This window comes from Asanoa sp. NPDC049573, assembly GCF_040676615.1.
In the GTDB taxonomy this organism is placed as follows: domain Bacteria; phylum Actinomycetota; class Actinomycetes; order Mycobacteriales; family Micromonosporaceae; genus Asanoa.
In genome coordinates this window covers 107,209-125,468 of the sequence record NZ_JBFAPI010000016.1, presented here as the reverse complement: position 1 = coordinate 125,468, position 18,260 = coordinate 107,209, and the positions used below count along the sequence as shown (strand labels likewise).

The 18,260-nt window shown below is 74.0% G+C and carries 20 protein-coding genes; 12 read left to right on the top strand and 8 right to left on the bottom strand.

Annotated features, from left to right (window positions below; translation table 11 throughout):
- The first annotated feature begins 3 nt into the window (after positions 1–3).
- Positions 4–768 carry a hypothetical protein gene (locus tag AB0J74_RS29695; protein WP_363453721.1) on the top strand — a complete coding sequence of 255 codons (765 nt, stop codon included), beginning with the start codon at positions 4–6 and terminating at the stop codon, positions 766–768.
- On the opposite strand, the gene AB0J74_RS29690 is transcribed toward AB0J74_RS29695, so the two are convergent.
- From AB0J74_RS29690 to AB0J74_RS29680, 3 genes are read right to left on the bottom strand one after another with little or no spacing between them, the layout of a single operon-like run.
- On the bottom strand, positions 765–1,562 hold the full coding sequence (locus AB0J74_RS29690; protein WP_363453719.1) for a DNA-formamidopyrimidine glycosylase family protein: 798 nt from the start codon (positions 1,560–1,562) through the stop codon (positions 765–767). The two genes, AB0J74_RS29695 and AB0J74_RS29690, sit on opposite strands and share 4 nt — an antisense overlap.
- 14 nt (positions 1,563–1,576) lie before the next feature.
- Positions 1,577–2,350 carry an SAM-dependent chlorinase/fluorinase gene (locus tag AB0J74_RS29685; protein WP_363453717.1) on the bottom strand — a complete coding sequence of 258 codons (774 nt, stop codon included), beginning with the start codon at positions 2,348–2,350 and terminating at the stop codon, positions 1,577–1,579.
- Positions 2,351–2,352: 2 nt separating this feature from the next.
- On the bottom strand, positions 2,353–2,859 hold the full coding sequence (locus tag AB0J74_RS29680) for a GNAT family N-acetyltransferase (protein ID WP_363453715.1): 507 nt from the start codon (positions 2,857–2,859) through the stop codon (positions 2,353–2,355).
- 18 nt (positions 2,860–2,877) lie between these two features.
- Here AB0J74_RS29680 and AB0J74_RS29675 point away from each other — a divergent pair, with 18 nt between their 5' ends.
- Positions 2,878–3,801 (top strand): LLM class F420-dependent oxidoreductase, encoded by a 924-nt coding sequence (locus AB0J74_RS29675; RefSeq protein WP_363453713.1) that lies wholly within the window; start codon positions 2,878–2,880, stop codon positions 3,799–3,801.
- On the opposite strand, the gene AB0J74_RS29670 is transcribed toward AB0J74_RS29675, so the two are convergent.
- Complete coding sequence (locus AB0J74_RS29670) at positions 3,789–5,180, bottom strand: hypothetical protein (RefSeq protein WP_363453711.1); 1,392 nt, start codon at positions 5,178–5,180, stop codon at positions 3,789–3,791. The genes AB0J74_RS29675 and AB0J74_RS29670 overlap by 13 nt on opposite strands.
- A 78-nt stretch (positions 5,181–5,258) precedes the next feature.
- Here AB0J74_RS29670 and AB0J74_RS29665 point away from each other — a divergent pair, with 78 nt between their 5' ends.
- From AB0J74_RS29665 to AB0J74_RS29640, 6 genes are all read left to right on the top strand, one after another.
- Entirely contained in the window at positions 5,259–5,843 is a 585-nt protein-coding gene (locus tag AB0J74_RS29665; RefSeq protein ID WP_363453709.1) for a phosphoribosyltransferase family protein, read from the top strand.
- Between the two features lie 107 nt (positions 5,844–5,950).
- Positions 5,951–6,346: a YbaB/EbfC family nucleoid-associated protein gene (locus AB0J74_RS29660; protein WP_363453839.1), complete on the top strand. Its 396-nt coding sequence runs from the start codon at positions 5,951–5,953 to the stop codon at positions 6,344–6,346.
- Complete coding sequence (locus AB0J74_RS29655) at positions 6,343–6,666, top strand: hypothetical protein (RefSeq protein WP_363453707.1); 324 nt, start codon at positions 6,343–6,345, stop codon at positions 6,664–6,666. The genes AB0J74_RS29660 and AB0J74_RS29655 overlap by 4 nt, the downstream gene beginning before the upstream one ends.
- Positions 6,667–6,668: 2 nt before the next feature.
- The gene (locus AB0J74_RS29650) at positions 6,669–7,160 is read left to right on the top strand and encodes a hypothetical protein (protein WP_363453705.1); all 492 of its coding nucleotides are present in this window, start codon (positions 6,669–6,671) and stop codon (positions 7,158–7,160) included.
- Between the two features lies 1 nt (position 7,161).
- Positions 7,162–7,923 (top strand): DddA-like double-stranded DNA deaminase toxin, encoded by a 762-nt coding sequence (locus tag AB0J74_RS29645; protein WP_363453703.1) that lies wholly within the window; start codon positions 7,162–7,164, stop codon positions 7,921–7,923.
- A complete protein-coding gene (locus AB0J74_RS29640; RefSeq protein WP_363453701.1) occupies positions 7,920–8,315 on the top strand; it encodes a hypothetical protein in 396 nt (131 codons plus the stop codon). Before AB0J74_RS29645 ends, AB0J74_RS29640 begins: the two co-directional genes overlap by 4 nt.
- Here AB0J74_RS29640 and AB0J74_RS29635 read toward each other — a convergent pair.
- Complete coding sequence (locus AB0J74_RS29635; RefSeq protein WP_363453699.1) at positions 8,312–9,007, bottom strand: UdgX family uracil-DNA binding protein; 696 nt, start codon at positions 9,005–9,007, stop codon at positions 8,312–8,314. The genes AB0J74_RS29640 and AB0J74_RS29635 overlap by 4 nt on opposite strands.
- A gap of 31 nt (positions 9,008–9,038) precedes the next feature.
- Positions 9,039–10,373 carry an aminotransferase class I/II-fold pyridoxal phosphate-dependent enzyme gene (locus AB0J74_RS29630; RefSeq protein ID WP_363453697.1) on the bottom strand — a complete coding sequence of 445 codons (1,335 nt, stop codon included), beginning with the start codon at positions 10,371–10,373 and terminating at the stop codon, positions 9,039–9,041.
- 40 nt (positions 10,374–10,413) lie between these two features.
- Here AB0J74_RS29630 and AB0J74_RS29625 point away from each other — a divergent pair, with 40 nt between their 5' ends.
- The 4 genes from AB0J74_RS29625 to AB0J74_RS29610 all read left to right on the top strand — a co-directional run bounded on the left by AB0J74_RS29625 (position 10,414) and on the right by AB0J74_RS29610 (position 17,246).
- Positions 10,414–11,637, top strand: coding sequence for a bifunctional pyridoxamine 5'-phosphate oxidase family protein/GNAT family N-acetyltransferase (locus AB0J74_RS29625; RefSeq protein WP_363453695.1), 1,224 nt, complete (start codon positions 10,414–10,416; stop codon positions 11,635–11,637).
- A 220-nt stretch (positions 11,638–11,857) separates the two neighbouring features.
- The gene (locus AB0J74_RS29620; protein ID WP_363453837.1) at positions 11,858–16,426 is read left to right on the top strand and encodes an ATP-dependent helicase; all 4,569 of its coding nucleotides are present in this window, start codon (positions 11,858–11,860) and stop codon (positions 16,424–16,426) included.
- A 216-nt stretch (positions 16,427–16,642) separates the two neighbouring features.
- Positions 16,643–16,777, top strand: coding sequence for a hypothetical protein (locus AB0J74_RS29615; protein ID WP_363453693.1), 135 nt, complete (start codon positions 16,643–16,645; stop codon positions 16,775–16,777).
- Positions 16,770–17,246, top strand: a complete 477-nt coding sequence (locus AB0J74_RS29610; protein ID WP_363453691.1) for a hypothetical protein — start codon at positions 16,770–16,772, stop codon at positions 17,244–17,246. The genes AB0J74_RS29615 and AB0J74_RS29610 overlap by 8 nt, the downstream gene beginning before the upstream one ends.
- Here the strand turns inward: AB0J74_RS29610 and AB0J74_RS29605 are convergent.
- Positions 17,193–17,891 carry a haloacid dehalogenase-like hydrolase gene (locus AB0J74_RS29605; RefSeq protein WP_363453689.1) on the bottom strand — a complete coding sequence of 233 codons (699 nt, stop codon included), beginning with the start codon at positions 17,889–17,891 and terminating at the stop codon, positions 17,193–17,195. The genes AB0J74_RS29610 and AB0J74_RS29605 overlap by 54 nt on opposite strands.
- A gap of 16 nt (positions 17,892–17,907) precedes the next feature.
- Entirely contained in the window at positions 17,908–18,231 is a 324-nt protein-coding gene (locus AB0J74_RS29600) for a hypothetical protein (protein WP_363453687.1), read from the bottom strand.
- Between the last annotated feature and the right edge of the window lie 29 nt (positions 18,232–18,260).

Below are 18,260 nucleotides of genomic sequence, written 5' to 3'. Positions count from 1 at the left end.
CACGTGGCCGACGAGCGGGCCCGATACTTCCGGCGCCTCAACAGACTGCGCCGGTCCGCCCGTCGGTGGAGCGTGGTCGGCGCCGGGTTCGCCGGTGCCGCCGCCGTCCTGACCCCTTACGCCGGCCTGGGCCTGCCCGACGCCGCGTGGGCCGCCGCCGCGGGCGGCTCGCTGGTGCTGGCCGGCTGGCGCTGGGCCGACCTGCGCCGGTTCGCCGCCGTCCCGGCACCCCCGCCGCAGGATCCCGCGATCGCCGCCGAGCGCACCCGGGCCCGGCTGCTCGCCGCCGTCGAGTCGGCACCCGGTGGCCGTTCGGCCATCGCCGAGGTGCGCCGCCACCGCGGCCGCTTCGCCCTGCGGGGCAGCGCCGCCGCGAGCGGCTGGGACCGGCTCGACCGGGCGTCCGCCACGCTCGCCAACCTGGCGCCCCGGCTGACCGGCGTAGGCGGCTCCGCCGTGCTGGAAGCCCAGGTCGCCGAAGACTCGCTGCGCGACCTGGCCCAGCGGGTGTCGGGGGTGGAAAAGGCGCTGCGGTTCGCACCGGCCGAGACCAAGCCGGCGCTGAGCGAGGCGCACCGCGACCTGACCCGCCAGCTCGACGAGGGCGTGGTCGCCTACGAGCGGCTGGTCGCCGCCGCGGCCTCCTACGTGGCCGAAGACGGCCGGATCGGCTCGACCCACCCGTCCGTGTCCCGGCTCACCGAGGCCAGCGACCTGCTCCGCGGTGTCGCGTCGGGCCTGGCCGAGATGCGCACCACGACCCCCTAAGAGGTCTGCGGCCCGGGTTGGCAGCGCGGGCACCAGTAGGTGACCCGCTCGCCCTGCTCGGCCTTCTGGATCGCTGCCGCGCACCGGCGGCAGGGCTGCGCGCGGCGGCCGTACACGTAATGCGCCTCGCTCTTGCGCAGGGCGCCTGTCGTGGTCTGGAGCCAACGGCCCCGGTTGTTGGCCATCACCCGCTGGGCCAGCGAGACGAGGCCGGGCAGGTCGGGCACGGATTTCACCGGGGTCCACGGCCAGACGCCGCGCAGGAACAGCGTCTCCGACTTGTAGAGGTTGCCGATCCCGGCCAGGTTGCGCTGGTCGAGCAGCGCCTCGGCGATCGTGGCGTCGGGGTGGGCGGCCAGCCGGCGGGCCGCCTCGGCCGGGTCCCAGTCGGGGCCGAGCAGGTCCGGGCCGAGATGGCCGACCAGTTCGCTCTCCCGGGCCGTCGGCACCAGGGTCAGGTCGTGCAGGTGATAGCCGACCGCGACCGCGTCGGCCGTGCGCAGCACCACCCTGATCAGATGTGCGGGCTTGGCCGCCCAGCGCTCACCGGGCGCATAGGCCCGCCAGGCGCCGTCCATCCGCAGGTGCGAGTGGAGCGTGCGGTCGGCGCCGGCCGGGTCGCGCAGCCGCAGCAGGAGATGCTTCCCCCGGGCCGCCGACTCGAGCACCCGCCAGCCGGTCAGCCGGGTGGTCGCCAGCCGCGGCACCCGGAAGTCGGAGGCGGTCAGCTCGCTGCCGCCCAGGGCGCGTTGCAGCGCGCGGGCGGTGTTCCAGACCGTGTCGCCTTCGGGCACCGGTCAATGGTGCCTCAGCCGCCCGTGGTGATCCGCACCACGTCGCCGGGCACCACGTCGAGGGCGTCGTCCGCCGGCGCGCCGTTGGCCGCGACCGCCAGCCGTCCGGCCGAGTCGATCAGCACCACCAGCCCGCCGGCGGGCACGTCGGCGAACGTCTCGCCGACCAGCGCTTCCCGCTCGCCGATCCGCACCGGCTGGCCGACCGGCGCCGGCAGCGTCGTCGCGGCGAGTTGGACGTTGCCGAACCGGTCGACGCTGAGCACCTCGGCCGCCAGCCAGCCGTCGCCGGTCTCGACCTCGGGCTCCGGTAGCCGGGTCAGGTCGGCCGGGTCGATCGCCGGGCCGGCCTCGTGCAGCGGCGCACCGCCGGCCAGCCGGGCCGCGACCGGCGCGAAGATGTCGCGACCGTGGAAGGTGCGGGTGACCGCGGGCGCGAACCACGCCGGGTTGGTCAGCTCGACCGCGTCGGTCACCCCACCGAGCGCCTCGGCGGCCCAGATCAGCAACCCGTTGTCGGGACCGACGAGCAGGCCGCGGGGCGCACGCAGCGCGATCGACCGGCGGGCCGTGCCCACGCCGGGATCCACCACCGCCAGGTGTACGCCGGTCGGCAGGTCACCGACGGTCTGCGCGAGCACGACGGCGCCCCGCGGCACGTCGCCCGGCATGATCTCGTGGGTGATGTCGATGACCCGGGCCGTCGGCTCGATCTTCGCGATCGCGCCGTGGCAGGCGGCGACGAACCCGTCGCGGCGGCCGTAGTCGGTGGTGAAGCTGATCCACATGGTCAGGTGCTCTCGATCGCTAGCTCTAGCCGAAGCTCGTCGTGGATGGGGATGCCGTTGTCGCCGACGGCCGGGATGCTCGGCTTCATCCGCCGCGCCCGGTCGACGGCACCCGGGTCGACGCCGACGATCCGAAGCCCGCGCCGCTGGTAGAAGCGCAGGGCCCGGAGGTTGTCGTTGGTGGTGACCAGCCAGATCCGGCGTACGCCGGCCGCTGCGGCCTCGGCCACCACCGCGTCGAGCAATGCGCTGCCGACGCCGTTGCCGCTCGCGGCGGCCGCGATGCTGACCACCTCCAGGGCGTCGCCGCCGACCCGCCAGGTCAGCGCGCCGGCCAGCTTGCCGTCGGGGCCCAGCGCGACCAGGGCCGGCAGGGTGCGCAGGTCGATCGCCTCGTCGTGGGCGACGACGATCGGGCCGCCCCAGACGCTGTGGTGGAAGGCGTCGAGCGCCTCGCGGTCGCCGCCGCCGAAGGACTGGCGGATCTGCCAGCCGGTCGAGGGATGCATCGGGCTAGGTTGGCACACATGCGTTTGTGCATCTTCACCGAACCCCAGCTCGGTGCCAGCTACGCCGACCAGGTCAAGGCCGCGCGCACCACGGAGGCGGCCGGCTTCGAGGGCTACTTCCGCTCGGACCACTACCTCACGATGGGTGGCGACGGGCTGCCCGGCCCGACCGACTCGTGGGTCACGCTGGCCGGCCTGGCCCACGAGACCTCGACCGTCCGGCTCGGCACGCTGGTCACCTCGGCCACCTTCCGCTACCCGGGCCCGCTGGCGATCAGCGTGGCGCAGGTCGACGAGATGAGCGGCGGCCGGATCGAGCTCGGCATCGGCGCCGGCTGGTACGAGGCGGAGCACCAGGCTTACGCGATCCCTTTCCCGCCGGTCGGCGAGCGGTTCGACCGGCTGACCGAGCAGCTCGAGATCATCACGTCGCTGTGGGCGCTGCCGGTCGGTGAGCGCTACAGCTACTCCGGCAAGTTCTACGAGGTGCTCGACTCGCCCGGGCTGCCCAAGCCGGTGCAGTCGCCGCGCCCGCCGATCATCATGGGCGGTTCGGGACCGAAGCGGACGCCGGCGCTGGCGGCGCGGTTCGCCGACGAGTTCAACGTGCCGTTCCGCTCGGCCGCCGAGGCGTCCCGGATCTACCGCAACGTCGACGACGCCTGCGCGCTGGCCGGTCGGACCGACCTGCCGGTCAAGTCGGCCGCCGTGACCATCGTGAGTGGACGGACCGACGCCGAGGTGCGGGCCCGGTGGGGCGGCGACGTGCTCGACACCGACTCCGGTGACGGCGCGGCGATCGGCACCCTAAACAAGATCGTCAACGAGCTCGGCGCGTACGTGGAAGCCGGCGCGACCCGGCTCTTCCTGCAGCTGCGCGACCTGCGCGACATCGAGCTGATCGAGCTGATCGCCGCGGAGATCGCTCCTCAGCTGGGCTGAGCCGGCGCCTCCGGCCCGGTCGGCTCTGCCGGCTGGGCCGGTGCTGCTGGTTCTGCCGGCTGGGCCGGTGTTGCTGGTTCTGCCGGCTGGGCCGGTGTTGCTGGTTCTGCCGGCTGGGCCGGTGTTGCTGGTTCTGCCGGCTGGGCCGGTGCTGCTGGTTCTGCCGGCTGGGCCGGTGTTGCTGGTTCTGCCGGCTGGGCCGGGATCGCCGGTCTTGTTCGTTCGCCGGGCAGGACGATGTCGCGGACGGTCACGTAGACCGCGTGCACGGCGAGGATCCGCTCGACCTCGTCGAGGATCGGTGCGAAGAACTGGTGCCGCTGCTCGCCGTCGATCATCGAGTTGACCGCGAAGTACATGCTGCCGAAGCCGGCGATCACGGTGGCGTTCTTCAGCAGCGCCACCGGCACCCGGCCGACCATCTCGGGTGCCGCACCGATCCATTGCGCGGCCGTCGGCTCGGTCACCACGAGCAGGCCGAGCAGCACGAAGAAACCGAAAAGCCCCAGCCCGACCACGGCCGCCTGCACGAGCTGCCGGGTGGCCAGGATGACCAGCAGGTTGGTGACCTGGCCGTTGGTCAGCCGCACCGGCGCCAGCGGGCCGTCCGGTGCCACGTCGGCCATGTCCACCATAGACAGTGGGGTGCGCTCGCAGGCGTGGCTGAGCCGCTCCGGCCGCAGGTCGGCCTCCACCCGGCCGATCTCGTCGCGCAGCCGGCCGGCGCTGGCCAGGATGGTCACCGCCGCGAAGAGCAGCAGCACCCAGCCCACCCGGTCCCAGCCCAGCCGGTTGGTGGCCTGCCACAGCTCACCGGTGAAGAAGAAGAACAACGTGACGAACAGCAGCATGGGCAACGCCCGCCCCTGCAGTCGCACGCTGTTGCGCATGTCGTCGATCGCGTGCCGGACGGCGCTGCGCAGCAGGGGCAGCAGGCCGTAGGTGACTGCCAGGTAACCGCCGGCGGTGGCCGCCACGGCGACCAGCAGGTAGTAGGTGAACCCGCCGACCGACCACCCCTTGTTGAGCGCGGTCAGCGGCACGGCGGCGAGCAGGACGGCGTACCCGGCGAGCAGGGTCCAGGCGGTGAACAGGGACAGCCGCGGCACCCGCCGGCTCCACGCGGCCAGCAGCGGCCAGGCCGCGATCCCGGCGACGACGGCGGCGAGGCCGATCAGGTCGTGCGTGCGGCCCTCGGCGCCGGCGGCCAGCGAGCCGAACCAGGCGATGTCGACGAACGCCACCAGGGCCAGGTAGGGCACCATGCGCGGCAGCACGTGCCGGCGGAACTCGTATCGGGCGATCATCTGCGGCACGCCCCGCCGCACGAACCAGCGCTCGGTCTGCCGGACGAGGGCGCGGGATGCGGTGAGCGGCACGGATAGATGGTGCCAGGTGCGCGCCCCCCACGTTCGTGTGGTGGAGGCCGCGGCGCCAAGTGGAGTAGCTTGAGCCGCGTGGAGCACGCGCACGTGGTTGACGACGTGGCCGAGGTCCTCGCGACCGAAGACGAGATCGCCGCCCGGGTGGGCGCGCTGGCGGCCGAGATAGAGCGTGACTACGCGGGCCGCGACCTGCTCCTGGTGGGCGTGCTCAACGGGGCGGCCACCGTGACGGTCGACCTGGCCCGGGCGCTGCACCGGCACGTGGAGATCACCTGGATGGGCATCACCTCGTACGGTGCCGGCCAGGGCGGTTCCGGCGCGGTGCGGCTGCGCAAAGACATCGACGTCGACGTGGCCGGCCGCGACGTGCTGGTCGTCGACGGCGTGCTCGACACGGGCCTGACGGCAGCCTGGCTGATGACCAACCTGCGCGCCCGCGGGCCGGCCTCGCTGGAGTTCTGCGGCCTGTTCCGCAAGCCCGGCGCCCAGGCGCTGCCGGTGCCGATCCGCTATGTGGGCTTCGACGTGCCGGCCGGCGTGGTGGTCGGCTACGGGCTCGACTACCAGGGCCGCTATCGCAACCTGCGGTGTTGCGCCCGGCTCGCGCCACACGTCTACGAACCGGTCCCGCTGCGGCTGTCCGCCTCCGGCGGTTAGGGCCCGCCGGCGCCGCGACGACCCGGCGGCTGATCAATTCGCTATCGACGGAATGCTATCTTCTGGTTGCCGGTTGGTGCGGAACGCGGGGGAGTGGCGACTTGGCGATGGCGGATGGCACCGGTGACCTGGAGGCGACGCTCGCCCAGGCCCGGCGGATGCTCGACAGTCTCGCGGCCGGCGACGCCGCGGCCGAACCGGTCACCGGCGAGGGCAGCGCGCTCGACGGCCTGGTGACGGTGCGGGCGACCGGCGGTGGCCGGATCGAGTGGGTCGAGATCGACCCGCGGGCCGGGCGGGTGCCGCTCGACCAACTCGCGGAAGCGATCACCGAGGCGGTCAACGCGGCGCTGGCCGAGGCGTCCGGCAGCGGCGCGCTCCCCGTCGACTTCGGCGCGCTGGCCGGTCAGGTGCGGCAGATGCAAGACGACAGCCTGCGGCAGATGGCCCGGTTCACCGGCGCGCTCGACGAGGCGATGGACCGGCTGGGAAAGCGGCCGTGACCGGGTTCGCCGTGGTGCCGGAGACGGTGCGGGCCGGCGGCTCGACCATCGGCGGCGCGGCCGACGCCTTCTCGGCCCGGGTGCGGGGACTGATCGCGGAACTGTCCGGGTTCGAGGGCGGGTTCGGCGACGACACGATCGGGATGCTGGTCGGCACGGCGTACGACGCGGTGTCGCAATGGGCCTTCGAGTGTCTCCAGGATTGCGCCGACGACCTGCTCGACGCGGCCGACGACCTGATGCTGATGGCCGACAGCTACGAGGAGTCCGACCGCGACGCCCTCGACCGGTTCCAGGGCCTGCACGGCCGGATCGCCTAGTCATGGGGCTGACGCTGCCGGGGGAGCTGGTCTCCGTACTCGGGATGATCGGTTATGACTGGCCGACCTCCGACGAGGAGAAGCTGTTCGGCATGGGGCAGGCGTGGCTGGCCTTCGCCGGCGACGTGGAGCAGGCCTCTGCGGCCGTCGGGGTGGGCGCCCAGCAGGTGACCGGCGTCAACGCGGGGCCCGCGGTGGAGGCGTTCCAGGGCTGGTGGTCGGGCCCGGAGAACGCGCCGCAGACCCTGTCCGGTGCCAGCACCGGCGCCGTCGTGCTGGGCGCGGGCCTGATCGTCTGCGCGGCGATCGTGCTGATGCTCAAGATCCAGGTGATCATCCAGCTGGTCCTGCTGGCGATCCAGATCGCCCAGGCGATCGCGACGGCGGTGGCGACGTTCGGCGCCTCGTTGCTGGAGATACCGGTGTTCAAGATGATCACCCAGACCGTCGTGGGGCTGCTCCAGGACCAGGCGATCAACGCGGTGCTGAGCTGACGTGGCCGGCAAGCCGCGCCGGTCCGGAGGGCGGAAGCTCAAGCTGCCACCGGCCGTCGAGACCAAGCTGGGCCGGGCGATACCCGGGTTCCGCTCCCCGTCGGCCCGCGGCGGCGGTGGCGGCGGCGCACCACCCGGTGGCGGGCCGCGCGGTGGCCCGCCGGGCAGCTCGCCGGGCGGTCCCCGCCGCGGTCCCGGCGGCGGTGGGCCGCCCGGTGGTGGCGGGCCGCCGCGCGGCACCTCCGGCAGCGCCCCGGACCCGGATCACTTCAACTCGGTCACGCCCGGCTGGGACCGGGTCCACCGCGCGGACGCGCCACAGTCCGTGCGGGACGCGTCGAACGGTTTCCAACCGCGGGTCGAGGGCGACCGGCGGCCCACGTCCGGAAGCTATCGCAGCACCGGCGACACCGGTTCCACTCCGATCTCGTCCGGCACGGACCCGGGCCTGAGCCAGGATCTGGACCACAGCCGGATCACCGGCCCGAGCGGCCGGCCGCTGCCCGTGGCGCCGATGGCGTTCGACCACGCCGAGGCCCGGCCGGCGAGCCAGATGCGCGCCGACGGTCGCGACACGGAGGTGGTGGTCGACAACAGCACGTGCGGGTCCCGCGCGTTCGACGCCGGCAGCCCGCTGAGCTGCGACACCCTGCTGCCGGGAATGATTCCGGAGGGGTCCCGGATGACGGTCTGGGGCACTGTCGACGGTGGTCAGACCTTCTTCAGGAGGGTCATCGAGGGTACGGGTAGCCTCATCCGGTGACGTACGTGATGACCGACATCAACGCGAGCGAGCAGACGGTCGCGGGGGCTGCCCAGGCCGGCGAGCTGTTCGACCTGTCGATCCAGCGCGCGGCACCGTTCGGTGGCTTCGGGCAGTCGCTCTGGTTCGGTCCGGTCGGCAGCGACGACGAGTTGCGGGTCGACATCGACGTCCTGGCCGACCGGGCGTCGGTGACCTGGTTGCCCGACGGCCGCTACGCGGTCGAGTTGCCGGCCGACCAGCCGCTGACGGTGCAGTGGTCGGTCGACGCCGCACCGGTCGAGATCCCCCCGGAGTTGGTCCGCGTCTCGACCGCGACGGCCCGCCGCCTGGTCACCGACTACGTGGCCACCGGCCAGCGGCCCAGCGCTGACTGGGTTGCCAACCCCTAGCCCTTCTTGACCGCCGCGGCGACCACCTTGAGGTCGTCGACCAGGCCGTTGAAGGCGCCGTCGCGGTCGTCGGCGCGGAGCACCGCCGACGGGTGGATGGTGGCGACCAGCTTGCCGGGCGGCACCTCGATGCCACCCTCGATGGGTGCGACGCGGAAGTCGTCGGGGTGCTGGGCCGAGTCGGGCCAGGGCAGCACCTTGCCGCGCTCGCGGGTGACCCGGAAGGACGGGCCGAGCAGCGCCTTGGCCGCGGTCGCGCCGAGCACGACGACGACCCGGGGCCGCAGCAGCGCGAACTCGGACACCAGCCAGGGCCGGCAGGCCTCGATGTGCTGGCGCTCGGGCGTCTGGTGGATCCGTCGCTTGCCGCGCATCTCGAAGCGGAAGTGCTTGACCGCGTTGGTGATGTAGAGCGTGGCCGGGTCGATGCCGGCCTCGTCGACCGCGCGGCGCAGCAGGTGGCCGGCGGGGCCGACGAAGGGTAGGCCCTGCTGGTCCTCGATGTCACCCGGCTGCTCGCCGACCATCACGATCTTGGCGTGCGCGTCGCCGCGGCCGAAGACCACCTGGGTGGCGTTCTCGTACAGCTCGCAGCCGTGACAGCCCGGCGCGGCCCGCTTCAGCTCGTCGAGAGTGTGCGAGTCGTCGGGGATGAACGATTCCGCCCCGGGTGGGGTCTCCGTCGGCGCCATTCGGACTTTCTACCCCTTCCGCGCCACCCCCTCAAGCTGAGAACGATCGTGGCGCCGTGCCGCGGACGACCTGGGCCACCGCTGAGGCCAGCGGCTCGATCCGGTCGTCGTCGAGCCGGCTGACCGTGATCCGGATGCCGGCCGGCGCGCCGATCCGGTAGAGCGAGCCCGGCGCGACCGCGTAGCCGGCGTCGCGCAGCGCGGTGACCGCCGAGGTCTCGTCGGGCACCGGCACCCAGATGTTGATCCCGGTGCGGCCCTGGCTCGGCACGCCGTGCGCGTCGAGTGCGCGTCGCAGTGCGCCGCGCCGCCGCTCGTAGCTGTCGCGGGCGGTCGCCACCCGCTCGGCCACGCCGGGGTCCGACCAGAGTTCGGCGACCAATCGCTGGAGCAGGGTGGACACCCAGCCCGAGCCGAGCCGCATCCGGCCGGCCACCCGCGCGATCGTCGCCTCGTCGCCGGCCAGCACGGCCAGCCGCAGGTCGGGACCGTAGGGCTTGCTGGCCGAGCGCAGGACGGCCCAGTTGCGGGTGGCCTTGGCCAGCGTGTGCAGGGGCACCGTGGACAGCTCGGCCGAGTGGTCGTCTTCGATCAGCAGCACGTCGGGGTGGTCGGCCAGCACCCGCCGCAGGTCCGCGGCGCGGCGCCTGGTCACCGCGGCCCCGGTCGGGTTGTGCGCCCGGCTGGTGACGATGAACGCCCGCACCCCGGCCGCGAGCGCGAGGTCGGTGCCCGACGGGGTCGGTCCCTCGTCGTCGACCGGCACGCCGACGATCTCCAGGCCCTGCGCGGCGACCAGGTCGATCACGTGCGCCCAGCCGGGGTCTTCGACCGCGACCTTGTCGCCCGGCCGCAGGTGCGCGGTGAGCAGGCGGTCGATGCCGCCGAGGGCGCCGCTGGTGACCGTGACGTGTGCGGCGTCGACGCCGTCGGCGGCGAGCCGGGCGGCGGCCGACTCGGCCAGGTCGGGGTGCATGCCGTCGTGGTTGTAACCGACCGGGTCGGCCTCGGCGAGCCGGCGCAGGTGCGGGCCCAGTGGTGGCAGCAGGCGCAGGTCGGGTTCGCCGGAGACCAGGTCGAGCACGCCGGTCGGGGGCGGCACGACCAGCGCCGCGCGGCCGCCGCTGACCGGCGGGCGGGGGCGCACCCGGGTGCCGTTGCGGCCGGCGGTCTCGATCACGCCGCGCGAGCGCAGCGTCTGGTAGGCCTTCGCGACCGTGCCCGCGCTGACACCGAGCCCGTCGGCCAGGCCGCGGACCGGCGGCAGCGGGGTGCCGGGTGCGAGCGCGCCCGTGCGTACGCCGGTCTCGATACTCGAAGAAATCTCGGCCGCCGTCGCGCCGACGATCTGATAATGTACTGCCACAGTTTCAAGAATGTACTAGAACAAAGCCCAGGGAGGCAACGTGTACGCGCCGACGGCACGCACCACGGCGACACGGGAACGCGAGCGGATGGCGTACGACCCGGCGGTCGTACACAGCATTCTCGACGAGGCCTTCCACTGCGCCATGGGTTTCGTCGTCGACGGCGAGCCGCGGGTGCTTCCCACACTGCACGTCCGTGTCGGCGACACGCTCTACCTGCACGGCTCGACCGGCAGCCGCCCCCTCCTCGCGGCCCGCGGCGACGGCCTGCGGGTCTGCGTCACGGTCACGCTGCTCGACGGGCTGGTCCTGGCCCGGTCGCAGTTCAACCACAGCGCCAACTACCGCTCGGTGGTCGCACACGGCGTCGCGACGCTGGTGCGCGACGAGGAGACCAAGCGGTCGGTGCTGACCGCGCTGGTGGAGAAGGTGGGCGCCGGTCGCTCGGCCGAGACCCGGCCCCCGACGAAGCGTGAACTGGCCGAGACCGCGGTGCTGGCGCTGCCGCTCGTCGAGGTCTCCGCCCGCCAACGCAGTGGCGGCGTCATCGACGACGAAGATGATCTCTCGCTGCCGCACTGGGCCGGTGTGCTGCCGCTGCGGCTGACCCCCGGTGTCCCCGAGCCCGACGCGGCGGTCGCGGTGGCGACGCCCGCTTACCTGCGACCGGCCGGCTCGCCGTGGCTCGACCCGGCCGTGATGCGGGGTTCGCGGGTGCTGCTGGAACCGCTGGACCTGTCCCACGCGGACGACCTGTTCAAGGCGACGGCCGACCCGCAGGTCTGGCAACACCTGACGGCGCGCCAGCCGCGGGACCGGGACGAGATGGCGGCGTACGTGGCCGGCGCCCTGGCCGAACACCACCGCGGCGAGCGGGTGCCGTGGGTGCAGCGCTCCGCCGTCACCGGCGAGGTGCTCGGGACGACGTCGTTCTACGAGGTCGAGCCCGGCCGCCGGTCGCTGGCCATCGGCCACACCTTCCTGGGCCGCTCGGCCTGGCGCACGGGCGTCAACCCGGAGGCCAAGTTGCTGCTGTTGACCCGCGCATTCGAGACGCTGGGCGCGGAGCGCGTGGTCTGGCACACCGACATCCGCAACACCCGCTCCCAGGCCGCGATCGAACGCCTGGGCGCCACCCGCGAGGCGGTCCTCCGCCACCACCGCATCCGCCCCGACGGCACCTGGCGCGACACGGTCCAGTACGCGATGCTCGCCGAAGACTGGCCCGCGGCCGCGACCGTCCTCCGAAACCGCTCAATCTGACCGGCCCGCGGTCGGCCAGCGACCGCGCCCGGGCGGGGCCGCATCGGCCGCGTCTGGTCTGAGCGCTCCGCACCGCGGAGGTGGATTCTCCGGCGGGAGCGGCGATCCGGACCACGGCGGACCCGGGAGAAATGGCCCTGTTTGAGGCTCTTTGTCTGGTCCCTCGATTTCGCCGCGTGTTTCTGTCACACCCCTAGGGCACGATTGGTGCGTGGCGGTGATGGAGCAGTTCGGGCCGGCGACCAGGGAGTGGTTCGCCGCCGCCTTCGCCGCGCCCACCGACGCACAGGCGGGGGCGTGGAAGGCGGTCGGCGCGGGGCGCAACGCGCTGGTCGTGGCGCCCACGGGGTCCGGCAAGACGCTCGCCGCGTTCCTCTGGTCGCTCGACAAGCTGGCCCGCGAGCCGCTGCCGGCCGAGCGGCGCCAGCGCTGCCGGGTGCTTTATGTCAGCCCGCTCAAGGCGCTCGCCGTCGACGTCGAGCGCAACCTGCGGGCGCCGCTCGCCGGCATCCGGCACGCCGCGTCGCGGCTGGGCCTGCCGCCGCCCGACATCACCGTGGGCATGCGCACCGGCGACACGCCCGCCGACGAGCGGCGCACGTTCGCGCGCACCCCGCCCGACATCCTGATCACCACGCCCGAGTCGCTGTTTCTGCTGCTCACGTCGGCGGCGCGCGACTCGCTGCGGGGCGTCGAGACGGTGATCGTCGACGAGGTGCACGCGGTCGCCGCCACCAAGCGCGGTGCTCACCTGGCGCTGTCGCTCGAGCGGCTCGACGAGTTGCTGCCCAAGCCGGCCCAGCGGATCGGGCTGTCCGCGACCGTGCGGCCGGTCAGCGAGGTGGCGCAGTTCCTCGGCGGGGCGCACCCGGTCGACGTCGTGCGGCCGGCGACCGCCAAGACGATCGAGGTCAGCGTCGAGGTGCCGGTCGAAGACATGACCCGGCTCGACGAGGTCGAGGAGCCCGGCGGCGACGAGCCCGGCCGGCCCCGGCGGGCGTCGATCTGGCCGGCGGTGGAGGAGCGGGTCTACGACCTGATCACCCGACATCGGTCGACGATCGTCTTCACCAACTCCAGACGCAGCGCCGAGCGGCTCTGCGCCCGGCTCAACGAACTCGCGGTCGAGGCGGTCGACGAGATCGCCGCGGGCGGGTCGGCACGGTTGCCGGCCGAGATCATGGCGCAGGCGGGCGCCGCGGCCGGTGCGGCGCCGGTGATCGCGCGCGCCCACCACGGCAGCGTCTCCCGCGAAGAGCGGAAAAACACCGAAGAGGCGCTGAAGTCGGGCGCGCTGCCCGCGGTGGTCGCGACCTCCAGCCTGGAGTTGGGCATCGACATGGGCGCGGTCGATCTGGTGATCCAGATCGAGGCACCGCCGTCGGTGGCCGCCGGGCTGCAGCGCGTCGGCCGGGCCGGCCACCAGGTCGGCGCCGTCTCCCGCGGTGTCGTCTTCCCCAAGCACCGCGGCGACCTGGTGTCGTGCGCGGTGGTGGCCGACCGGATGGGCGAGGGCGCGATCGAAGAGCTGCGCTACCCGCGCAACCCGCTCGACGTGCTCGCCCAGCAGGTCGTCGCGATGGTGGCGCTCGACCCGTGGGCGGTCGGCGACCTGGCCGTGCTGGTCCGTCGGGCCGCGCCGTTCGCCGAGCTGCCCGACTCGGCGCTGCACGCGGTGCTCGACATGCTGTCGGGGCGCTACCCGTCGACCGCGTTCGCCGAGCTGCGGCCCCGGCTCGTCTGGGACCGGGCGACCGACCAGCTCACCGGGCGGCCAGGCGCGCAGCGGCTGGCGGTGACCAGCGGTGGCACGATTCCCGACCGCGGCCTGTTCGGTGTCTTCCTGGCCGGCGCCGAGCGCGCGGCCCGGGTCGGCGAACTCGACGAGGAGATGGTCTACGAGTCGCGGGTCGGCGACGTCTTCCTGCTCGGCTCGACGTCGTGGCGGATCGAAGACATCACGCCCGACCGGGTGCTGGTCTCGCCGGCGCCCGGGCAGGCGGCCCGCATGCCGTTCTGGAAGGGCGACCAGATCGGCCGGCCGGTCGAGCTCGGCCGGGCCATCGGCGCCCGGCTGCGCACCCTGGTCAAGCAGGAGGAAGAGGCGGCGACCAGCGCGCTCAAGGCCGGCGGCCTCGACGACTGGGCGGCCGGCAACCTGTTGGCCTACCTGCGCGAGCAGCGGGAGGCGACGCGTTCGCTGCCCGACGACCGCACCGTCGTGGTCGAGCGGTTCCGCGACGAGTTGGGCGACTGGCGCATGGCCGTCCACTGCGTGCTCGGCGCGCGGGTCAACGGGCCATGGGCGCTGGCGGTGGGCCAGCGGCTGGCCGAGCGCTACGGCGTCGATGCGCAGGTGATGCCCTCCGACGACGGCATCGTGGTGCGGCTGCCCGACACGGCCGACGAGCCGCCGGGTGCCGACATCGTGGCGTTCGAGCCGGAGGAGATCGTCCAGATCGTCGAAGAGGCGGTCGGCGGCTCCGCGCTGTTCGCCGCGCGGTTCCGCGAATGCGCGGCCCGGGCGCTGTTGCTTCCGCGCCGCGACCCGCGGCGCCGCCAGCCGCTCTGGCAACAGCGCCAGCGGTCCGCGCAGTTGCTCGACGTGGCCCGGGAATACGGCGACTTCCCGATCACCCTCGAAGCGGCCCGCGAGTGCCTGCAAGACGTCTTCGACGTTCCGGGCCTGACCGGCCTGATGCGCGACCTGGCCGCCCGCAAGGTGCGCCTGGTCGAGGTCGAGACGCCGCGCCCGTCGCCATTCGCCCGTTCGCTGCTGTTCGGCTACGTGGGTGCGTTCCTCTACGAGGGCGACTCGCCGCTGGCCGAGCGCCGGGCCGCCGCCCTCGCGCTCGACTCCGCGCTGCTCGGCGAGCTGCTCGGCCGGGTCGACCTGCGCGAGCTGCTCGAGCCGGCGGTGGTCACCGAGACCGAGCGGCAGTTGCAATGGCTGACCCCGGAGCGGCAACCGCGCGACGCCGAAGACGTGGCCGAGCTGCTCCGCCTGCTCGGCGACCTGTCGCCGGGCGAGCTGGCCCAGCGCGGCGCCCCGGTCGCCTGGGCCGAGGAACTGGTCGCCGCGCGGCGCGCGATCCTGGTCCGCATCGCGGGCGAAGACCGCTTCGTCGGCATCGACGACGCGGGCCGGTTCCGCGACGCGCTCGGCGTGGCGCTCCCGGTCGGCATCCCCTCCGCACACCTGGATCCGGTCGCTGATCCACTGGGCGATCTGGTCGCCCGCTACGCCCGCACCCATGGGCCGTTCGCGGCCACCACCTGCGCGGCCCGTTTCGGGCTCGGCGTTTACGTCGTCGAGCAGGCGCTGCGCCGGATGGCCGCGACCGGCCGGGTCGTCTCCGGCGAGTTCTCACCCGGCGGCGCCGGCAGCGAGTGGTGCGACGCCGAGGTGCTCCGGATGCTGCGCCGTCGCTCGTTGGCCGCGTTGCGCCGCGAGATCGAGCCGGTCCCGCCGCGGGTGCTGGCCACGTTCCTGCCGCGCTGGCAGCAGGTCGGCTCCTCGGCCCGCGGCGTCGAGGCCGTCGAGGCGGCGATCGAGCAGTTGCAGGGCCTCGCGGTGCCGGCGTCCGCGTTGGAGCGGCTGGTGCTGCCGGCGCGGGTGGCCGACTACCAGCCGGGTTACCTCGACGAGCTGTGCGCCAGCGGCGACGTGGTCTGGGCCGGCGGCGGAGCCATCGCGGGCGGCGACGGCTGGGTCACCCTGGCCTACGCCGACTCGGCGCCGCTGCTGCTTCCGGTCCCCGACGAGGCGCTGGCGCTGACCCCCCAACACACCGCGGTGCTCGACGCCCTGGCCGACGGCCAGGCCCTCTTCTTCCGCACCCTGTCCGACCGGGTCGGCTCGACCGACGACGCCGAGCTGATCGGCGCCGTCTGGGACCTGGTCTGGGCCGGCTACCTGACCAACGACACGCTGGCTCCGCTGCGCGCGGTGCTCGGCGGCGGCGGCGCACACCGGGCGAAATCGACCGCGCCGCGCACCCGCTACCGCCGCCCTGGCCGGGCCACGATGCCGAGCCGCACCGGCCCGCCGACGGTCGCCGGCCGCTGGTCCCGACTGCCGGAGCGCGACACCGATCCGACCAAGCGGGCGGCCACCCTGGCCGAGGTCCTGCTCGAACGCCACGGGGTCGTCACCCGCGGCGTCGCCGCCGCCGAGGGTGTGGCCGGCGGCTTCGCGGCGGTCTACCCGGTGCTGGCCGCGTTGGAGGAGCGCGGCACGGCCCGGCGCGGCTACTTCGTCGAGGGGCTGGGAGCGGCCCAGTTCGCGGTGCCCGGCGCCGTCGACCGCCTCCGCGCCATCGCCGACCGCAGCGACCGCGTCGAGGCGGTCGAAGAGCCGCCGAGCCGTGGGCGGGCGCGCGGTGGCGGCGGCGGGTTCGCACTGGTCCTGGCCGCGACAGACCCGGCCAACCCCTACGGCGCGGCCCTGCCGTGGCCCGAGCGGGTGGTCGACTCGGGCGAGGGCCAGCCCGGCCCGGCCACCGGCCACCGGGCGGGCCGCAAGGCCGGCGCCCTGGTCGTGCTGGTCGGTGGTGACCTGGTGCTCTACGTCGAACGCGGTGGCCGCACGCTGCTGTCCTTCACCGACGACACGGAGACGCTGGCCGCGGCGGCCAAGGCCCTGGCCGACGCGGTCCACACGGGAGCGTTGGGTGCGCTCTCGGTCGAGCGCGCCGACGGCGAAGGGGTCTACACCTCGCCGCTGCGCGACGCCTTGACCTCGGCCGGTTTCCGCGCCACCCCGCGAGGCCTGCGCCTGCGCGGCTGACGCCCGCCCGGCCGGTCGACACCGCGGCGGTCGGCGAGCTGCGACGCGGGCTCGACCACGCGATCTCTCGGCGATGTGCGCTGCAGGGTGCATGCAACCTTTCTCGCCGCTCCGGCGTATTTCCCGCATCGGGCGTGGGGGAGGGGTTCACGGGCGATGCGCGGACGGCAAGCTTCGACGACTTCTACCGCGGCAGCGTGTGGCGGACGCTGGGCTATGACCGGCGATATCGCCGACGAGAGCGGCGTTGCGCTCGGCACGGTCAAGGCCGGGCTGGCCGGTGGCCGGGCCGCGCTCGCCCTGTTGCTCGCCGACCGCGACGGGCCGGAAGTGGAGGCCGACCGTGGCTGATCTCGAGGAGCTGGCGGGTCGGCTCGACCATGAGCTGCCCGACGTCGCGTGGGCCGAGCCCGACCAGATCCGGGAGCGTGGGCGAGACCGGCGCCGGCAGCGGGCGGTGGTGCTCGCCGCCCTGAGCGTGCTGGTGATCGCGGCCGCCGCGGGCTGGCTGGCGACCGGCACGTGGTCGGTGCCGGCCGGGCCATACCCGTCGGGCATCATCGGCCCGACCCCGTCGGGCACGAGCAGCCCGACGCCGTCGGGCATCATCGGCTCGACCCCGTTCGGCACCATCGGCGCGACGCCGTTGGGCATCACCAGCCCGACGCCGTCGGGCGCCAACGGCCCGATCCCGTCGGGCATCGGGCACCATCGGCCCGACGCCGTGGGGGCATCGGCCCGACCCCGTCCGCCGTCCCTGATACGGCTATTCGGCCGACAGGCCGCCGACCGGCTCTGCGCCGTCGACCGGCGCTGCTGACGCGCCGGAGAGCAGCGACCGCCCGATCGCGTAAGCCGCGAGCAGGTCGTCGCCGTCGTACGCGGCCCCCGCGACCGCCCTCAGCCGCGCGTCGGCGTTGACCGCGACCGTCGTCGCACCCAGATGGGCGAAGAGCGGACCGTCCGAAAGAGAGTCCCCGTACGCGACGCAGCGCGACAACGGCACCCCGAGCCGGAACAGGGCCGAGGAGACCACCCGCACCTTGTCGGCCGGCGTCAGGATCCCGGCCGGGTCGATCGGCGCGACGAAGGGCACCGCGGGAAAGCGCGACGCCACCACCTCGTCGACCCCCTCGGCCAGCAGGAGCGAGGCGAAGAAGTCCGGCGACAGCGTGACGACCAGCGACCGCTCGCCCCGCCGCCGGATGTCGGCGCAGACCTCCCGAATGCCCGACAGCCACGGTGCGCCGGCGAACACGGCGGCCACGGTCGAAGAGGTCAGCCCCGACCACAGCCGATGCACCCCGACCGCGAACCCGGCGGTGTCGATCAGCCCGGCAACGAACGCGGCCTCCAACTCCGCCACCGCCGACACGGTGCCGGTCGCCTCCGCGATCCGCAGGCTCGCCGACGTGCCACGCAGGAGCGTGCCGTCCATGTCGAAGACGTGCAGGGCTGGGGTCATCGCCCCGAAAAATAGCTCAGCCGGGGCTGACGCTGTCGTCCACCTCGCGATCGAGGTCGAACAGCGACTGCTCGACGACCGGCGCGAGGCCGCGGTCGTCCAAGCCGTCGGCGGCCATCTCCAGCACCGCCAGGGCGCCGCCGGTGGGTACGTCGTCGACCCGCAGGTCGGCCCACCAGGCGCCGGCCTCGTCGCGCCAGGTGGCGAACAGGTCGGGCTCGGTCGTGGCCGGTCGCCGGTGCAGCGGGGCGGGCAGCCAGCCCACCCGGGCCGGGTCGGTGGCCGTGTTGAACACGACTTCCGGCTCGGCCGACATGCCGCGTACCCGCCGAACGCTCATCATCGCGGGGTACCCGCCGATGCGGACCC

Excerpts from the sequence above, each read along its gene's own strand:
- AB0J74_RS29685 (WP_363453717.1), bottom strand. The coding sequence starts at position 2,350 with ATGTGGATCAGCTTCACCACCGACTACGGCCGCCGCGACGGGTTCGTC.
- AB0J74_RS29680 (WP_363453715.1), bottom strand. The coding sequence starts at position 2,859 with ATGCATCCCTCGACCGGCTGGCAGATCCGCCAGTCCTTCGGCGGCGGC.
- AB0J74_RS29675 (WP_363453713.1), top strand. The coding sequence starts at position 2,878 with ATGCGTTTGTGCATCTTCACCGAACCCCAGCTCGGTGCCAGCTACGCC.
- AB0J74_RS29660 (WP_363453839.1), top strand. The coding sequence starts at position 5,951 with ATGGCGGATGGCACCGGTGACCTGGAGGCGACGCTCGCCCAGGCCCGG.
- AB0J74_RS29650 (WP_363453705.1), top strand. The coding sequence starts at position 6,669 with ATGGGGCTGACGCTGCCGGGGGAGCTGGTCTCCGTACTCGGGATGATC.
- AB0J74_RS29635 (WP_363453699.1), bottom strand. The coding sequence starts at position 9,007 with ATGGCGCCGACGGAGACCCCACCCGGGGCGGAATCGTTCATCCCCGAC.
- AB0J74_RS29620 (WP_363453837.1), top strand. The coding sequence starts at position 11,858 with ATGGAGCAGTTCGGGCCGGCGACCAGGGAGTGGTTCGCCGCCGCCTTC.
- AB0J74_RS29615 (WP_363453693.1), top strand. The coding sequence starts at position 16,643 with ATGACCGGCGATATCGCCGACGAGAGCGGCGTTGCGCTCGGCACGGTC.
- AB0J74_RS29605 (WP_363453689.1), bottom strand. The coding sequence starts at position 17,891 with ATGACCCCAGCCCTGCACGTCTTCGACATGGACGGCACGCTCCTGCGT.
- AB0J74_RS29600 (WP_363453687.1), bottom strand. The coding sequence starts at position 18,231 with ATGAGCGTTCGGCGGGTACGCGGCATGTCGGCCGAGCCGGAAGTCGTG.